Annotated in this window: 16 protein-coding genes; 5 read left to right on the top strand and 11 right to left on the bottom strand. The window is 40.0% G+C overall.

Going from position 1 to position 18,543, the window contains the following annotated elements; genetic code table 11:
• Positions 1-21: 21 nt before the first annotated feature.
• From ADH49_RS05765 to ADH49_RS05735, 7 genes are all read right to left on the bottom strand, one after another.
• On the bottom strand, positions 22-453 hold the full coding sequence (locus ADH49_RS05765; RefSeq protein WP_239681821.1) for a hypothetical protein: 432 nt from the start codon (positions 451-453) through the stop codon (positions 22-24).
• 56 nt (positions 454-509) lie between these two features.
• Positions 510-863, bottom strand: a complete 354-nt coding sequence (locus ADH49_RS05760) for a hypothetical protein (RefSeq protein WP_048690625.1) — start codon at positions 861-863, stop codon at positions 510-512.
• 102 nt (positions 864-965) lie between these two features.
• Positions 966-1,589, bottom strand: coding sequence for an NAD(P)H-dependent oxidoreductase (locus ADH49_RS05755; RefSeq protein ID WP_048690623.1), 624 nt, complete (start codon positions 1,587-1,589; stop codon positions 966-968).
• A 13-nt stretch (positions 1,590-1,602) separates the two neighbouring features.
• Positions 1,603-3,591 (bottom strand): excinuclease ABC subunit UvrB, encoded by a 1,989-nt coding sequence (gene uvrB / locus ADH49_RS05750; protein WP_048690621.1) that lies wholly within the window; start codon positions 3,589-3,591, stop codon positions 1,603-1,605.
• Between the two features lie 290 nt (positions 3,592-3,881).
• Positions 3,882-4,571: a hypothetical protein gene (locus ADH49_RS05745; protein ID WP_048690618.1), complete on the bottom strand. Its 690-nt coding sequence runs from the start codon at positions 4,569-4,571 to the stop codon at positions 3,882-3,884.
• The gene (locus tag ADH49_RS05740) at positions 4,531-5,364 is read right to left on the bottom strand and encodes a hypothetical protein (protein WP_048690616.1); all 834 of its coding nucleotides are present in this window, start codon (positions 5,362-5,364) and stop codon (positions 4,531-4,533) included. The genes ADH49_RS05745 and ADH49_RS05740 overlap by 41 nt, the downstream gene beginning before the upstream one ends.
• Position 5,365: 1 nt before the next feature.
• The gene (locus tag ADH49_RS05735) at positions 5,366-6,076 is read right to left on the bottom strand and encodes an ABC transporter ATP-binding protein (RefSeq protein ID WP_048690614.1); all 711 of its coding nucleotides are present in this window, start codon (positions 6,074-6,076) and stop codon (positions 5,366-5,368) included.
• Between the two features lie 158 nt (positions 6,077-6,234).
• On the opposite strand from ADH49_RS05735, the gene ADH49_RS05730 reads away from it, so the two are divergent.
• A complete protein-coding gene (locus ADH49_RS05730) occupies positions 6,235-6,906 on the top strand; it encodes a response regulator transcription factor (protein ID WP_048690612.1) in 672 nt (223 codons plus the stop codon).
• Positions 6,891-7,964, top strand: coding sequence for a sensor histidine kinase (locus ADH49_RS05725; RefSeq protein ID WP_048690610.1), 1,074 nt, complete (start codon positions 6,891-6,893; stop codon positions 7,962-7,964). The genes ADH49_RS05730 and ADH49_RS05725 overlap by 16 nt, the downstream gene beginning before the upstream one ends.
• A gap of 107 nt (positions 7,965-8,071) precedes the next feature.
• On the opposite strand, the gene ADH49_RS05720 is transcribed toward ADH49_RS05725, so the two are convergent.
• Positions 8,072-9,019, bottom strand: a complete 948-nt coding sequence (locus tag ADH49_RS05720) for a CPBP family intramembrane glutamic endopeptidase (protein WP_048690608.1) — start codon at positions 9,017-9,019, stop codon at positions 8,072-8,074.
• 262 nt (positions 9,020-9,281) lie between these two features.
• Here ADH49_RS05720 and ADH49_RS05715 point away from each other — a divergent pair, with 262 nt between their 5' ends.
• From ADH49_RS05715 to ADH49_RS05705, 3 genes are all read left to right on the top strand, one after another.
• On the top strand, positions 9,282-11,486 hold the full coding sequence (locus ADH49_RS05715; protein WP_048690606.1) for an ABC transporter substrate-binding protein/permease: 2,205 nt from the start codon (positions 9,282-9,284) through the stop codon (positions 11,484-11,486).
• The gene (locus tag ADH49_RS05710) at positions 11,486-12,226 is read left to right on the top strand and encodes an amino acid ABC transporter ATP-binding protein (protein WP_048690604.1); all 741 of its coding nucleotides are present in this window, start codon (positions 11,486-11,488) and stop codon (positions 12,224-12,226) included. Before ADH49_RS05715 ends, ADH49_RS05710 begins: the two co-directional genes overlap by 1 nt.
• A gap of 152 nt (positions 12,227-12,378) precedes the next feature.
• Positions 12,379-13,533: an MFS transporter gene (locus ADH49_RS05705; RefSeq protein WP_048690601.1), complete on the top strand. Its 1,155-nt coding sequence runs from the start codon at positions 12,379-12,381 to the stop codon at positions 13,531-13,533.
• 38 nt (positions 13,534-13,571) lie between these two features.
• Here ADH49_RS05705 and ADH49_RS05700 read toward each other — a convergent pair whose 3' ends face one another.
• The 3 genes from ADH49_RS05700 to ADH49_RS05690 all read right to left on the bottom strand — a co-directional run bounded on the left by ADH49_RS05700 (position 13,572) and on the right by ADH49_RS05690 (position 18,357).
• Positions 13,572-15,308, bottom strand: coding sequence for an ABC transporter ATP-binding protein (locus ADH49_RS05700; protein ID WP_048690598.1), 1,737 nt, complete (start codon positions 15,306-15,308; stop codon positions 13,572-13,574).
• A complete protein-coding gene (locus ADH49_RS05695) occupies positions 15,305-17,041 on the bottom strand; it encodes an ABC transporter ATP-binding protein (protein ID WP_048690597.1) in 1,737 nt (578 codons plus the stop codon). The genes ADH49_RS05700 and ADH49_RS05695 overlap by 4 nt, the downstream gene beginning before the upstream one ends.
• Positions 17,042-17,157: 116 nt before the next feature.
• Positions 17,158-18,357 (bottom strand): MFS transporter, encoded by a 1,200-nt coding sequence (locus tag ADH49_RS05690; RefSeq protein ID WP_048690595.1) that lies wholly within the window; start codon positions 18,355-18,357, stop codon positions 17,158-17,160.
• Between the last annotated feature and the right edge of the window lie 186 nt (positions 18,358-18,543).

Raw genomic sequence — 18,543 nt, 5'->3', positions numbered from 1 at the left:
TCCTTTCTATGATATTGACACTTAATCAATATAAACTTTTTTCTTTATCTCTTTTTTCATCACAAACGGATTCACCAGCTCATGGTATTCATCAAAGGCATCTAAAAGGGAGCCTCTTTGAAAGACAATTGACTTCTCTTTTAAATAATATTCTGAGTGAATCATTACCGAACCATGACCATCAAAACTAAAGAAAAACACAATGAATAATACTAAGATCAAGCTAGCAAAGAAACTAAACAGTAGACCCACTACATTCTTCCAATTGACTGTGTGAGTTCGATAAAAGCGATACCAGATATGACAAAAAACTGTCACAGCTCCTAGATACAAGCAAGGATTCCACAGGAGCGGAGTAAAGGCGTAACCATTGTAGCCTAATACAAAGTTAGCAAAAACAAAAAGTAAAAGAATCAGATACAGGTTCGTAAACAGGTTCACATACTTTCCCATGATTGAACTCTCCTATGTAAACATTGGTGGAGATTAAAAAAACGAATAATCTTCTTTTAAATAATGATCAATAGGATATGAACTCCTAATCGAAGCCAATGATCAATCAAAGGCGTATCTGGATCACTATTTTTACTATCTAAGAATAGGCTGAGCGATAACAAAAGTAAAGCAAGGGCAATGACTATTTTCAGAGATAGCATCATACCACCAATAGCAAGAGTAGCTAGAAAGCCAAAAAATGGCAACGGGCTAAATAAAAATGACAATAAACTGAAATAGAGCATAAACGAAGAGAGTATCAATAAGCCGTAAACAATCAACTTAGTGAAAATTGAGACTCTTTTTCCTTCTCTTTTCATTTTTGATAGTGAATAAATGACATAGATCATATAGATAAAAAGTAGCATATGGAATCATTCCTATGTTTTATAGATTATGTAATAGTTTAACCAAAAGCCAATCAAAATACAACTAAAGACACTAACTTATCAGTAGTAACCCATCTCTGATCAAAGTTTCTTGACTTCTACTGCTACCTTTTGGAGATGCTGTTTCCGCATACTAGCGGTATTCACATCGCGGCCGACTTCACCCAAAATGCAGACGCGCTTGGTTTTAATCCCACAGTGGTTCAAGACGGCATTTTTCAAAACGGAGATACCATAACTATCAGGAATGTTGAGAGGGCCTGAAAAGATCTTGTACCACCAAGTAGGCGCCATGGAGGTCGCATAAATACTGGCGGTTTTGCCTTTAAGCAACTTCTTAAATTGCTTGCCTCTGAGGTAATTCCAGATAAAGTTTCCTTGATCATTGGCCGAGTAAGCAATCCCCGGTGTAAAGACCCGATCGATCCAGCCCTTCATAAGGCTAGGCATACTACTCCACCAGATGGGATAGACAAAGATCAGGTGATCCGCCCACTGGATCAATTCTTGGGAACGAAGGATAAAGGGATCTTCCTCCATCCGTTTTCGATAGCCATAACGTAAAACCGGATCAAAGTCCTCTTCATTAAGGTTAATGACTTCAAGTTCATGGCGACCTGAGTCAATATTTTCGACAATGGTTTGAAAAATAGCCTGACAGTAACTTTCCTTATCAGGATGCCCATTGATGACTAAAATTTTCATACTTTCCCTCCTTTTAATCCAACGCCTTGACTTCCAACATCATATCGCGGATTTGCGCTGCTAACTCAAAGTCAAGCACTTCGACGGCTTCTTGCATCTGGCCTTGCAACTTCTTGACCAGTTCCTTGCGCTCTTGGCGGTTGAGACTGGTGATATCCACTTCCTTGTCCTCTTCCTTGGCCACAGCCTTGGTAACAGAGATCAGGTCACGGATTTCCTTCTTAATGGTTTGTGGCACAATGCCATGCTCTTCGTTATAAGCCATCTGGATTTTACGACGACGGGCTGTTTCATCAATGGCTTTTTGCATAGACTGAGTCATGGTGTCCGCATACATGATGACGTGACCCTCACTATTACGGGCTGCACGACCAATGGTTTGAATGAGGCCGCGTTCATTACGAAGGAAGCCTTCCTTATCAGCATCGAGAATAGCAACCAGACTGACTTCCGGAACGTCAATCCCTTCGCGAAGAAGGTTGATCCCGACCAAGACGTCAAAAACGCCCAGACGCAAATCACGGATAATCTCCGTCCGCTCCAAGGTCTTAATATCTGAGTGCATGTATTTGACCTTGACCCCCATTTCTTTGAAATAGTCGGTCAAGTCCTCTGCCATCTTCTTGGTCAGGGTGGTAACAAAGGTCCGCTCTCCACGTTCTACACGCGCATTAATTTCACCCAAGAGATCGTCCATTTGACCCATGGTCGGACGCACTTCCACCTCAGGATCGAGTAGACCTGTCGGACGAATGATCTGCTCGATGATGGTATCGGTTTGTTCCATCTCATAATCACCCGGTGTCGCAGACACATAGACGATCTGGTGGACATGGCTTTCAAACTCCTCACGACGTAGTGGCCGGTTATCCAAGGCAGACGGCAAACGGAAACCATAGTTGACCAGCATTTCCTTGCGTGAGCGGTCTCCATTGTACATGCCCTTGATCTGTCCCATGGTCATGTGACTTTCATCGATCATGATGAGAAAATCTTCTGGGAAGAAGTCAAGAAGGGTGTAGGGAGGCTCTCCTTCACTCCGGCCATCCATGTGACGAGAGTAGTTTTCGACCCCATTGGTATAACCCATCTCACGTAGCATTTCAATATCGTACTCAGTACGTTGTTTTAGACGTTGAGCTTCCAGAAGCTTGCCTTCTTTTTCAAATACCTTCAACTGCTCTTCCAATTCCGCCTGAATCTTGGCAATGGCTACTTCCATATGATCGTCATTGGTCACGAAGTGGGTAGCTGGGAAAATGGCCAAGTGGTCCACATCTCCCAGTACCTGGCCCGTCAGAGCTTCAACCTCACGGATGCGGTCAATCTCGTCCCCAAAGAACTCAACGCGAAAGGCATGCTCATCACGCGAAGCTGGGAAAATCTCGACCACATCTCCCCGAACACGGAATTTGCCTCGTTGAAAGTCGATGTCATTGCGCTCAAACTGGATGTCCACCAAATCATTGAGCAGTTTATCACGAGAAATATCCAGACCTGGACGCAGACTCACCACACTATCGGCATATTCCTTAGGCGAACCCAAACCATAGATACAAGAGACAGAAGCCACAACGATCACATCGTTACGCTCCAGCAAAGCTGAAGTTGCTGAGTGACGAAGCTTATCAATCTCATCATTGACCGAGCTATCTTTTTCGATATAGGTATCGCTCGACGGCACATAGGCTTCTGGCTGGTAGTAATCATAGTAGGAAACAAAATACTCAACCGCATTCTCTGGAAAGAATTCTTTGAACTCCCCATAGAGCTGGCCTGCTAGTGTCTTATTGTGGGCAATGACCAAGGTCGGCTTATTGACCTGGGCGATGACCTGGCTCATGGCATAGGTCTTCCCCGTACCAGTCGCTCCCATCAGGATTTGTGCCTTCTCACCACCCTCGATGTTATCCACCAACTGTTCAATGGCCTGTGGTTGGTCCCCAGAAGGTTGGTATTTGGATACAAGTTTAAATTTGTTATCTGTAATTCGATTAATCATCTCTTTGTCCTCACATATATAGACCTTATTTTACCATAAATCACTAGAATTCTCTGAGATGAGGAATGAAGAGGGAAGACAACATGTTACAAAATGATCCGTTAAATCGGGATATGTCCGAATTACAACATCATTAATTGGACACGCATTAGCATGAAAAATAAACAAGACTCTCGCAATTACTTCGAAAGTCTTGTCTTTTATTCTAAAACCATGAAATACGTAATTAACATCAATGTCATTGATTTACAAAATTAGCAAGGTTCGCTCATCAGTATCATTTTTATTTACTACTTAACTTCTTGATTCCTTACCAAGAGGTAGAGAGTCGCTCCAAGTGAACTTACAAGTCCAAAAACGTAAATACAGAGTTGCAAATTGGAAGCACTACCTAATATGGTATCCGCAACAATATTATAAAATAGATAACTAGTCAATGGTTCCACTACTCTTTCTATGAATGGTTGTACCAAAATAGGAAAAAGTAGCAAAATAGCTAAACTCCCCATTGGACTTTTGAAAAAATAACTTAAGAAGTAAGAAATCAAAAAGTATTGGATGGAGCCAATCAAATAGAAACTGAAAATTTCTAAACTGACACCATTTTCGCTACTAAAAAAATGAAACCATATAAGCAGTACAATGAAATATAAGGTTGATTGTAGTACTACATCACATAACTCTACGAACAGGATCCGAATTGAACTTAAGATCCTTTTTCCACTTACCAAATAAACTAGTTTTGTTTCGTGTGATTGTAACTCTACAAATACATTAACACTCCCAATACCAACAGAGAGCATTGATGCAAAAACAAGAGCTTGCTTTAAAGATAATTCTACAATTGTACCATTGATTGCAACTGGTAAAATACTTAAGAGACACACAAAACCTATCAAAAATGACTGTATGGTTATCTGGTACTTCACGGGTTTTAAACTATATTTTTTGACGATAAGACTGAAAAATACTTTTGCCATTCTTCCTCCCCATTCGAATCTTTTCTACAACCATTATGAACACCAAGAACAAGATCCCTTCTACTACTAAAAGTGTAAATCCATACAATTGGCTCGTTTGAGTCCCTTCAATTCGGCCAAAAGCAAATGACTTTGCTCCAATCAAAGGCAATAGATTTTCTATTTTAGAGGAAATTCCTCTTAGAATACCTGATAAACTGATTACCAATAATAAAACATCTGCAATTAATGAAGTCATTGATTTTTTCGTTACTATTACGAAAAGTAAAGCTAATAAAGTAAGAACGATTGCAAATATCATAACTCTTACCGTAACATCTAAGAACAAAGTCAATTCTAAATAATTCTTTAAAGTTGAATCTAGAAAAATGAGTAAGATAACAGCATTTACTATAGAAATTATTAAAGTAGAAAGTAACGATAAAACAATCGAACTTGCCATAAACCCAGTAAGACGAACTTTCCAGTTTGGGATCAATAACTGAGTAAAATTATCATCACCAAATTGGTAATGGGTTGAATAAACAAGTGAAACCAAGATTGGCAAGAAAATAACACTTGCTTGGTAGGGAGAGGATAAGAGAGCATCCCTGACTGTATAGACTGGATTCGATGATAACATAGACGGATCAAGGTTAACTGCTTGGCCATTTCCTTCTACTAAGGCATTTATCACCTGGATATTTTGAATTGTAAAAAATATGCTGACTCCCAAAATAAGAAAAAAAGTGGATTTAAAAGTAACTAAACTACAATATTTATAGAGGTCACTAAAAAAGGAACGTTTCAACATATTATTCACCTTCTTTCCCTTCGAGCGCCTTAAAATATGCTTCCTCAAAAGATCCAAACTGTTTCAAAATATCTTTTGTAGGAGCATCAATAACAATTTTCCCATTAGAAATACCAACTAGATGATCTACAGTTAATTCTAACTCACTCATATAATGACTTGTCATTAAGACAGTTTTACCTTCATTGACAAAAGACTGCAAAAAATTGCGTACCCAGCGTATACCCTCTGGATCTAGTCCATTGATTGGTTCATCTAAAATTAAGATATCAGGATTTGCTAATAATGCCGTTGCTAACCCAAGACGTTGCTTCATTCCTAATGAATAGTCTTTTACTTTTTTATTTTTAGCTTCACTTAACCCCACCAACTCTAAACATTCATTGCACCTATTTTTGTCAACGCCACAAGCCAAGCCAATCCACCGAAGATGCTGAAATCCTGTTCTAGTTGGATAAGGTTGGCAACTATCTAGGAATGATCCAACAATACCAAAAGGATTATCTCCCAATTGAGAGTATTTTTTGCCATTGATCAACGCTATCCCCGTTTGACTATTTTCTAAACCAAGTAAAATTCTGATTAAAGTTGATTTTCCGGATCCATTCGGTCCAATCAATCCAGTAATCTCACCTTTTTTGGCTTTGAAAGACACGTTTTGAAGGACAATTTTATTATTATATTCCTTATGTAGCTTTTGAATTGTTATCATTCATTCTTTTTCCCTTCTGACTTTTAGTGAAATTCCACCTTCACTTGGAGCAAGTATAACAGGAGAAAATCAGGAAATTATCAGAATAATTATTTTCTTCATTTCTAACAAATTGCATTTTATATTTGCTATAATATGCTCATACAATTGGAGGGACTATGAAGTATAAAATTTTAGCCATTGACGATGATGAAAAAATCTTACGATTAATAGCGAATGCATTAAAAGCGAATAACTTTCACGTGGAAACTCGTAAATATATAGAGGAGATCAATATCTGCGACTTTACTGGATTCGATCTAATTCTACTTGATGTCATGATGCCTATTTCTGGTTTAGAAATCTGTCGTTCCATTCGTTCACAAATTACTACTCCAATTCTATTTCTAACCGCTAAAGATTTTGAAGAAGATTTACTAAAAGGAATACAAGCCGGAGCCGATGATTACATCACAAAACCATTCAGCATTAAAGAATTGATTGCAAGAATTCAAATGCACCTTCGTAGAGAAGAAAGATCTCACAACGCCTCTAAAGAAGAGATGGATTCAAATATAGCTTTTTATCGAGATAGTCAAGAAGTTTATTATCAATCAAAGAGAATTTCATTAACTAAGCGAGAGTTTGATTTACTTTATCTTTTAGCAAAAAATGAGAACCGAATATTTAGCATAGAAGAACTTTACAATTACCTCTATCCTGTAGACTCTGATGCACAACTACGATCCATTACTGAATACATCTATCAAATCAGACAAAAATTTAAGATCCATCAAATTGACCCCATCAAAACAATATGGGGAGGAGGATACAAATGGAAAAAGAATTGACAATCAAGCAACTCATTAAGCGTACTTACCTTAAAATCATTTGGCAATTTCTTCTATGTCTGATACTTTTTTACATAGTTCCAGCTCTTCTATCTTCTGTATCTGGAATTAATGAGAAAAATGCCAATCACTTTGCTTTATTTTTTAGCGTCAGTTCTTGGATTTATCTTTGCATCATTTTAATTTTTATCATTGTAATAAATATTAAACAATTATTAACCAAGATTCAAACAGAATTGAACATGGTTTATCATAGTGGTCTATATTTCACCAAAAATGAACATCACCATTTGCAGATTAAAGAATTCATTGAAACAAACGATCTGATCGAAAAAATGCAATCTGAAATAAAAAATAGAATTCAAAATGAAAAAGATCAAAAAAAAGAACTCATGTTTCAAGTATCTAGCGCTGCACATGATCTTCGTAGCCCTCTAACTGTCATCAGAGGAAATGCCGAATTCTTACAATCCACCGAGCAAACACCTCAAGCAATGGAATGTCTAAAAGATCTGGAGCAAGCAAGTATTCAATTAAATGATTATTTTAACCACTTCATCCAATACTCCAAAACTTTTTATGACCATGATATTCAACTTGAAAACATATCAATTCAACAAGTAACTCATCAATTGAAGGAACAGATCACTCCGTTACTCCCGAGAAATACACAATTTGTTTTTTCAAATACAGTAACTCCATCAACACAAATTGCCATTCATTCCAATTTGTTTTTTCGAGCAATCACAAATATTATTAATAATGCAATACAACATCAAAAAGATAATGATGCAAAGATACAGCTAACAATGTCACAAGAAAATAATCGATTAGTTCTAACTATATGGAATAATCAATCTAGATTTTCAAAAAATGTTTTACAACATGCTGGAAATCTTTTCTATAAAGAGGACCAAGCAAGAACACTTTCTCAAGAAAGTCACTATGGACTTGGTTTATCTTTCGTAAAACGCGTCATGAAACTTCATAATGGAACGATGCATTTAGAAAATATTCATAATGGTGCCCAAGTCAAGCTAATTATTCCCATTATATAAAACAAGCCGAACTCATCATTAGGTGTTCGGCTTGTTTTATATAATTGATAAAAAAGACCGGCACTTTTGCCAGTCTTCGTTTTTATTTTTATTTCCTATCAGCCATTTCACACTTGTTCATTAACAACTTTTTCTCTTCTTTCACCTAAGCGGTAAACAATCACGACGGATAATAGAAGAACCAAAGTGGTGATGATCGATCCTTCTGCACCAAATGCTCCTCCAGTTAGCCAGTCAGGTCCTGATCCCATGGTAAAGCTAAAGATAGACGCATCTGCGCCCGTCCCACTGACTTGAAAACCAAGGAGATTTCCTTGTACATAGTTCCAAGTACCGTGTTGAGCGACCACTAGCCAGATACTATCGGTGTAGACAAGGAGCAGACCAGCTAGCACCCCATCAAGGACAATATTCAGGACGGATAAGAAGGTCACTCCTGAATTTCCCAGATGAAGAAAGCCAAAGAGACTACTAGAAATTGCGATCGCTAATGGTAGATTAGCTCTTGCTGCAATCCGAGTGAGGAGCCAACCCCGCGTCGCTACTTCTTCAGTCCCTCCTTGAAGGAGCCAAAATGGAAATAAACCGAGAATAAAGAGGATGGGTTCTAAACTTAATTCATTTAGCTCAAAAGTCCCGATTCCACCTACCTGGTAGACAAGTGCAATGACTCCCATTTGAAGAAGGGAAAGCAAGATCCCCCAACATAGATACTTAAGCCAATTCCTTTTTACAAAACCTAACGTCGATAAGGGATTCTTCTCAATGAACTTCACCCAAAAAATAAAGAGGATGAGAATGAATACAAAACTGAAAAGCTCATAATAGAGAAAATAATGGTAGAAGAACTCTTGAACACTTGCGCCTCCATTTCCTGGTGAAAAGAGCTCCGTTAAAAACTCTATGACTAGAGAAAATGGTCCTACAAACTCACTCCCAAGCCAAAGCCCACCTTCAACAAATAGGAAAGTTAAGAACACATAGAATAGTGTAGAAACAAGTACTGACCATGAGGTGTCAGTTTTTATATCTTGAAAAATGTTACCTTTCTTCATTATCTTCCTCCTTTTATCTTATAGTTTCATTGTAGCAAAGAAAATCAGAGACTGCAATATTTAATGATGTCAGAAAACATAACATGGATTGGTTAAAATTCTTGATTTTAGGTTTCATTTATGGTATGATAATCCTCGTAACTAATAAATGATGAAATTCATACTTGTTTTCAGTATGAATTCTTTATTTTTTTGAGCCCTTTTGGGTATCCCTTCCATTGCTCTTCTCGAGACAACTGGATTTGATATAAAGGAGAACGAAATGAAGAAAAAACTAGTAGCATGTTTGCTTTTCTTATTTCCACTATTCGCCTTTGCGAGTCAAGCACAGGCTGAAACTGTAAAAGTCGTTTTCGATACGGCATATGCGCCCTTCGAATTCAAAGACTCAGACCAAGTTTATAAAGGAATTGATGTTGAAATCTTGGATAAGGTCGCTGAAATTAACGGATGGACCTTAGAAAAATCGTTCCCAGGCTTTGATGCAGCGGTCAATGCAGTTCAAGCTGGTCAAGCCGATGCCATTATGGCAGGGATGACCAAGACCAAGGAACGTGAGCAAGTCTTTGCGATGTCTGATACCTACTATGATACAAAAGTCGTGATTGCGACTAAGAAAGCTAACAAAATCACTTCCTATGACCAGCTCAAAGGAAAAACGGTCGGAGTCAAAAACGGAACAGCTGCTCAACGCTTCCTTCAGAAGAACAAAGATCAGTACGGTTATACGATCAAGACATTCGATACCAGTGATTTGATGAACAATAGTTTATCAACCGGTGCAGTGGATGCCATTATGGACGACCAACCTGTTATAGAATATGCCATTAAGCAAGGCCAAGATCTTTCTATTAATATGGAAGGAGAAGCTGTTGGAAGCTTTGCTTTTGGAGTCAAAAAAGATGGGTCCCATGAAAACCTTATTAAACAATTCAATACTGCCCTTGCTCAAATGAAGAAAGATGGTACACTAGACCAAATTATTGAAAAATGGACTGGTAGCAGCCAATCATCATCTTCAACAACGACTACCGCCAGCACTTCTGCTGTTCCTGAAACGAGCACAAAAGCTGGCCAAAAGGCGACTCCTAAGAAGAAAAAATACAAAATTTCTAGTGATTCCTCTTTTGCTCCCTTCGTCTTCCAAAATGATCAAAGCAAATACACTGGGATTGATATGGAATTGATTAAGGCCATTGCCAAAGACCAAGGATTTACCCTAGAAATTAGCAATCCAGGTTTTGATGCTGCTGTCAGTGATGTCCAGAATGGTAATGCCGATGGAATGATTGCCGGGATGACTGTTACTGATGCGCGTAAGGCGACTTTTGACTTCTCAGATCCATACTACACAACGAATTCAATCCTAGCAGTTCAAGAAAGTAGTAACATTGCTTCCTACGAAGATCTAAAAGGAAAAACAGTTGGTGTCAAAAATGGTACTGCTTCTCAAACTTTCCTCGAGGAAAACAAGAGCAAGTATGGCTATAAAATCAAAACCTTCTCAGATGGGGCTTCTATGTATGACAGCTTGAACTCTGGTTCTGTAGCTGCTATCATGGATGACGAACCTGTCATCAAATATGCCATTAAACAAGGACGTAAATTCAAAACACCTATCGAAGGAACTCCAAGTGGTCAGATTGCCTTTGCTGTTCAAAAAGATTCTAATCCTGAGTTGATTGAAATGTTTAACAACGGTTTAGCCAACTTAAAAGAAAGTGGCGAATACCAAAAAATCTTGGATAAGTACCTTTCAAGCGATAGTGAAGAAAGCACCGAATCTACTTCAGTGGATGAAACGACTATCTGGGGCTTGCTCCAAAACAACTACAAACAATTGTTAAGTGGACTTGGTGTCACTATTGCACTAGCACTTCTATCATTTGCGATCGCTATGGTGATTGGGATCATCTTTGGAATGTTCAGTGTAAGTCCTTATAAATGGCTTCGTTGGACAGCTGAGATCTTCGTCGATGTCATCCGTGGTATCCCACTGATGATCCTTGCTGCCTTCATCTTCTGGGGAATTCCTAATTTGATCGAGTCCATGACGGGTCACCAATCCCCAATCAATGACTTCCTTGCAGGTACAATTGCTCTCTCCCTCAATGCTGCTGCTTATATCGCTGAGATTGTTCGTGGTGGGATTCAAGCCGTACCAGCCGGACAGATGGAAGCGAGTCGAAGCCTCGGGATTTCATACAGCAAGACCATGCGCAAGATTATCTTGCCTCAAGCGACAAAACTTATGCTTCCAAACTTTGTCAACCAATTCGTTATTGCACTGAAAGATACGACCATCGTATCTGCGATCGGTTTGGTCGAGCTCTTCCAGACTGGTAAGATTATCATTGCTCGAAACTACCAAAGTTTCAAGATGTATGCAATCCTTGCCGTCTTTTACCTCGTCATCATTACCTTATTGACACGCTTTGCAAAACAATTAGAAAAGAGGGCTAACTAATGGCTAAATTAAAAATTGATGTCCATGACCTCCACAAATATTACGGTGAAAATGAGGTCCTAAAAGGCATCTCAACAAAATTCTACGAAGGAGATGTGGTTTGTATCATCGGACCATCTGGTTCAGGTAAATCAACCTTCCTACGCAGTCTCAATCTTCTCGAAGAAGTAACCAAGGGACAGATTACCGTGAACGGCTATGACCTGACTGATCCAAAAACCAACATTGATATCGTCCGTGAAAATGTCGGGATGGTCTTCCAGCACTTCAATCTCTTCCCTCATATGAGTGTCATCGAAAACATCATGTTTGCTCCTTTAGAGCACAAACGCATGAGTCGTGAAGAAGCTAAGGAATTAGCGATGGAACTCTTGGAAAAGGTGGGACTGGCAGACAAAGCTGATGTCTCTCCTGATAGCTTGTCAGGCGGTCAGAAACAGCGGGTGGCCATTGCGCGTGGTTTGGCAATGAAGCCAGATGTCATGCTCTTTGACGAACCAACTTCTGCCCTTGACCCTGAAATGGTCGGGGACGTACTGAACGTTATGAAGGATTTGGCTAAGCAAGGGATGACCATGATTATCGTCACCCATGAGATGGGATTTGCGCGCCAAGTGGCCAATCGTGTCATCTTTACCGCTGATGGGGAATTCCTCGAAGACGGCAAACCAGACCAAATCTTCGACAACCCACAACACCCACGATTAAAAGAATTCTTGGATAAAGTCTTAAACGTGTAATAGAAATAAAAACTGGAGTTTTAACTCCAGTTTTTTTCTTCTTCCAAATATGAAAAATATTAAGAAATTTCATCTAAATAACTTGCTAAATGAATCAAAAAACTATACCATAGTAGAGTGTCAAAAGACGTAATAAAAGAATGTAGGTAAATATGAAAAAATTATTAGAAAAAGTTAGTATCCTTTCTTTATCTCTGGTACTAACAACTTCTTTCTCTATCTCAAGCGCACTTCCTTCCATGTTTAATTATTACAAGGATTTACCTAAAGGCCAGATTGAACTCTTGGTATCTCTTCCATCTGCTGGTATCATGGTCACCTTATTTTTAAATACTCTTATCGAGAAGTTTTTAGATGAAAGAAAGATGATTGTTACCGGTCTCTTGATTCTTTCCTTTTTTGGAATGATTCCCTTCATCAACCAAGCTTATCCGATTCTTTTTCTCTCACGTTTAATTTTTGGGATGGGAGTCGGATTGATCAATGCAAAGGCAATCTCCATCATTAGCGAGCGCTACCATGGTCGCGAAAGAATCCAAACACTTGGATTTCGTGGTTCTGCTGAAGTAGTCGGAACTGCCTTAGTCACCTTATTAGTTGGTTTTCTATTACAATTTGGTTGGACTGCAAGTTTCTTAGCTTATGGAGCTGGTTTAATTGTTCTCTTCCTTTTTTTAACCTTCGTTCCTTATGAAAAACACGAAGAAGAACATCATGCTTCTGCTAACCATAAAGAGCCACTAAAAAAAGAAGAGTGGAAATTAACCATTATCTTAGCTCTTGTAGCCGCAATGATTGTCTTATGTAATGTCGGTGTTACTCTTCGCATACCAAGTATTGTTGCTTATACCTTCAAAGAATCATACAATTCAGCTAGTCTCATCCTAAGCGGTATGCAACTAATTGGTATCCTCGCAGGTCTCACATTCTCTGGACTTGTCCATACCTTTAAGAATAAGCTCATTACATTTGCGGGTATTGCTTTCGGCCTTTCATTAATTGCGATAGCTCTATCTCCTAGCATTCCTTTACTTGGAATTTCTGCTCTCTTCTCAGGTTATACCTATAGTACATCCCTCACAATGGTCTTTCAGATTATTTCAGAGAAGATCCCTGCTAAACGCTTGAATCAAGTTACTTCTGTTGCCGTTTTAGGTTGTAGCTTTGGAGCAGCCATTACACCTTTTGCTCTAAGTACCATCGGATTCATCTCCGAGAGCAATGCTTTTATTTTTACTGTATTAGGTATTGCTATGGCTCTCCTGGCCTTCTCTCTTCTCTATCTTTTAAAAGATCAGCAGGATTAAATACAAAAGACTGGACAAAGATCCAGTCTTTTTCTGTCTTAATTACTAGAAAGTTGGGCAGTTTGCATTTTGTAATATACACCTTTTTGAGCCATCAACTCCGTATGATTCCCGTATTCGACAATATTTCCATCTACCATAACTAGGATGAGATCCGCATTTTCAATTGTAGAGAGACGATGGGCAATCACAAAGCTCGTTCGACCCATCATCAACTTATGAAAGGCCTCCTGAATGAGCAACTCTGTCCGCGTGTCAATGGAAGAGGTCGCCTCATCTAGGATCAGAATCTTAGGTACTGCAAGAAAGACCCGAGCAATGGTCAGAAGCTGTCTTTGTCCTTGAGAGAGGGAGTCTCCCGCATCCGCTAGATAGGTATCATAGCCATCTGGAAGCTGTTGAATGAAGAAATCAGCATTGGCAGCTTTTGCTGCTTGAACCACTTCTTCCCGACTAGCATCTGGTCGACCAAATGCGATATTCTCATGAACCGTTCCAACTTTGAGCCAAGTCTCTTGTAGAACCATTCCAAACTGCTTGCGGTAGCTTTCTAGACTATAGCTATCTACAGCTTCATGATCTAAGCTCAACTGCCCCTGATCCACATCATAGAATCGCATGAAAAGGTTAATTAGTGTAGATTTCCCAGCCCCAGTTGGACCAACAATAGCTACCTTACTAGCTGGCGGGATGGAAATGGAGAGGTCCTTTATGAGGGTCTGATCAGGGCGATAACCAAAGCTGACATGATCAAATTGGACAGCTCCTTTGACAGTCTCTTCTTGCAAGTCTCTCTTACCACTTTCTTTCACTTCCTCTTGGTCTAGGATACTATAGAGGCGCTCTGCACAAGCTAAGGCGCTCTGCAGTTCAGCAAGGACAGAGGAGATGTCATTGAAGGGTTTAGTATACTGATTGACATAGTTGAGAAAGGCCACCAACTGACCAACAGTAAAGGTCGTTCCAGATAGGATACGGAAGGCACCAAATCCCGTCACAAGCGCATAGATTAGGGCATTGACAAAGCGCGTCGCTGGATTAACGGTGGAGGAGTAAAAAATCGCTTCTTGAGAGTAACCAGCATAGTCACCATTGATCTCGATAAACTTCCTATGAAATGCATCCTGAGCATTAAAGGCTTGAAGCAAGCTTTCTTGACTAAGAGATTCTTCAATCATTTGCGTCTGAGCCCCACGCGCCTGGGTCTGAATGCGAAAGAGATGGTAAGAACGCTTGGCAATAAAGCGGGCGATAAAGAGTGATAAGGGTGTCAAGATTAAGACCATCCCCATCATCATCCAATCCAATCGGGCCATACTCGCGATGGTCACTAGAATCGTAAGAAGACCAACAAAGAACTGACTGAAGACCATAAATAAACCATTGTTCAGTTGTTCAACGTCCGTGGTCAAGCGACTGACCAAATCCCCAGTACCTTGACGATCCAGGTAAGATAAAGGAAGGACATGCACTTTCTGAATGACCTTCTCCCTTAAATCCTTACTGTAGCGATAGATCATCTGATTGTAAATTAAAGGATTCAACCATTGAATCAAGGTTGCAAAGAGGATCACTAGACCCATTTGTAGGATAAGTGAGAGTATGAGGTGAGCTGCATCAGGGAGCATCACTAAGTCTATTGCCCGCCCGATCAGTATAGGGATATAGACGGTTAACAAGACTTGCAAGATGGTTCCTAGACTGGCTAAGATTAGCCAGATGGGCTGCTTGGCTATATCAGCAAGCAAGCGCCGTAAATAAGTCTTCTGTTTCATTCTGCCCCCTCCTCTCTCTTCTGTTGGGAGTAATGAATCTCTTGGTATAAAGGATTGGTTGCCACCAAGTCCTCATGACTTCCTAGGCCGACTTGACGACCTTTATCTAAGACGAGAATTTGCTCAGCACTTCGTAGACTATTGGTTCGCTGCGAGATGAGGATGAGGCTTGTCTCCGTCAACTCCTCTTTTAGAGCCTGTAAGAGTCGTGCTTCTGTCAAATAATCCAAGGCAGATGTAGAATCATCCAAGACCAAAAATGGCACTTGGCGAAGGACAGCCCGAGCGATGGTCAGACGTTGCCGTTGACCACCGGAAAAATTTCGTCCAAAAGCTGCTACGGGAGCCTCTAGTCCTCCCTCTTTCTCACGGACGAAATCAGCTGCTTGCGCAACTCCCAAGGCCCACCATAACTTCTCCTCACTCGGCTCTGCATCTAATCCCAAGGTTAAATTCGAACGAATGCTTCCTTTAAAGAGCTCAGCCTTTTGAGGTACCACTGCTACCCAGTCACGCCACTGACGAAGGGTCTTGGGACTCTGTCCATCTTTAAAGACACTTACACTACCCTGGCTTGGGCCATAAAGATGACCTAGCAATTGAACCAGAGTGGACTTCCCAGATCCTGTCCCTCCGATAATTCCCAAGGTTTGGCCCTTGTTCAGGGATAAGTGAATCCCTTCTAAGGATGGTTTTGCGGCTAAAGGATAGGTAAAGACAAGGTCTTGGATCTGTAGCGCCAGTTGAGGGTCAGAAACAGATACATCATCCAACTCTTGATCCAGCTCTTCACTTTTCTCATCAAAGACCTGGACTATCCGACCAGCAGCAATATAGCTTTGGTTGAGCGATGTCACCAACATCGCTAACTTCAGTAATTCCGTCAAAATTTGAAGCAGGTAATTGACCAAAGCAACCAACATTCCTTGACTGAGGACCCCCATTTGAATAGAGGCTTGCCCTTGCCAAAGAATACAAATCAAGGTTCCATTCACGACGAGGAAAGTTAAGGGACTGATTAAACTAGACCATTTAGAGACCACTAATTGCCACTTCATATAGTCTTGGTTGACCTCATTAAAATCTGCTTCTTCGTGAGTTGCCTGCCCAAAGGCGCGGATAACCCTCATCCCTTGTAACTGCTGACGCGTGATGGTAACCATTCGGTCCGTAATTTTCCTGATGCGCGCATAAAGAGGATTGACCAGACGAGACATAAGGACAATGATGAGGGACAAGAGAGCAACCATACCAATAAACCACAGGGTCAGTTGCGGACTAATGGTGAAGGCCATAAAAATCGATCCGAAAACGACAATCGGCGCACGGAGAAATAGACGTAAAAATAAATTAATCCCCGTTTGAATCTGATAGGTATCACTGGTTAAGCGCGTCACGAGACTTGAAGTGGTTAAACGGTCTCTTTGCTCCTTAGACAAGCTGAGAATCTTCTCATATAGGTCATTAGTCAATTCCTTGGTATAGCCAACCGCTGCTTTTGACGAATAATATTGGGCCGTTATCGCTACAAGAACCCCAAAACCAGCAAAAACAAATAAGAGACCAACCAGTCCAAATATCCCCCCTTGATCCTGACGGGGGATGAGCTGATCGACCAGATGGGCAATTAAAAGTGGAACCAGTAATTCAAAAGTTGCTTCTAACAACTTGAAAAACGGTCCCAGTATGGATTCTTTTTTATAATTCCTGAAGTATTTCAATAAGTCTTTCATACTACTAGTTTCTCTTTCTAATGGATGTACTTATTTTACCACAATTTAGAAAGAGAGAAAAACTCTCCCTGCAAAGCAGAGAGAGTTGAAAAACGACCCAATGTACGTCAGGAATATTATTCCATCTTTGTCCCCTTATTTAATAGATTGCCCATTTTCCCTAATCCAATCAGTAAGAGAGGGAAAGATAGGAGGATCACAAGGCCTAGTACAAGGAAAACAGCTACAAATCCACAAGTGTCAATCAACCAACCAGTCAGTGGGAAGATCACAATCATAGACAAACTAAACATCATCGAATTGATACTAAGCATGGTTGCTCGTACACTAGAAGGCAAATAAGCTTGTAAATCATTGTAGTAAATGGGTTGATACACTGCATAAAGGGCATTGGTCAAGAGATAGACACTCAGATAGGCGAATGGAGTCCTCCACCCTACCAACAGCAAGGCCAAACCTGTCAGTGCAACCAGGATTGGAAAGACTTGATTACTGTTCCATTTTTTCCCGATTTGACTAGCTAGATAAACTGCTAGAAGATTAAATCCACTTCCAATCAACATGATGAGCGATACTTGCCAACTAGCTAGGTCACTGATTTTCTGTTGGTAGTAAAAATAAAACATACACATGATGGTTCCTACCAGCTGATAGGTGAACATCCAGTAAAACAAGACTGGTTTTTCCTGCCACTCTTGTTTCACTACCTCCAATATACGCTTTATGGTCAAGTGATTTCTTTCACCGCTCTTACTCTCTGGCTCTTTCATTAGAAAAATCAAGAGAATGGATAGCAAGGATAGTCCAATAGCAATCAGATAGGTCCAGGCCAATGCTCCGTGAATAAAGAAGCCTGCCACAACTGTACCTAAGGTTCGGGTGACTTCTGCCACACCAGATAAAAAGCTAGAAATCTGAAGATATCGGTCCTTTTGATCAGCTTCAACAGCAGAATCATATAAGAAAGCGGTACTGGTCCCTGAGTCAAAATTGTAGGACCAAGCATTGACCATCATAGCAATCGCATAAATCCAAAAATTCCCCTGACCAAACAAAATCAAGATAGAGGACACAATACTGGCCAAGCGAGCCAAATAGAGATTGGTCTTGTAGCTAAATCGATCGGCCAACATACCAGATGGGATTTCACATAAGAGACTTGTCCCATGAAAGATACTCTCTAATAGACCGATTTGAAGCAAGGAAAGACCATTTTGGATAAAAAATAAAATCCAAAAACTAGTAATTCCAAAATAAGATGTAAATTCCAGACCTGCTAGGAGTGGAATATTGCGTTTGTAAGTTCTTTTAAACATTGTTTTCTCTCTTTCAATAGATATTTTTTGTGTTTCTAAAAGACTTACTTAGAGTTGCCTACATTTTCTCCACCTCTTTCATTTAAAGTAGAGGCTGGGACAAAAGTCCTAGCCTCTCAATTATCTTTGAATTGTCGAGCAAGACGCAGTGGTTGAGTGGGCTCTACTACGCTGATTTCATCAGCT

The sequence above is a fragment of the Streptococcus sp. 400_SSPC genome (assembly GCF_001072745.1).
Classification (GTDB): domain Bacteria; phylum Bacillota; class Bacilli; order Lactobacillales; family Streptococcaceae; genus Streptococcus; species Streptococcus xiaochunlingii.
Note: the sequence above shows the minus strand (reverse complement) of the source record. Positions and strands in the feature narration are given on the sequence as shown.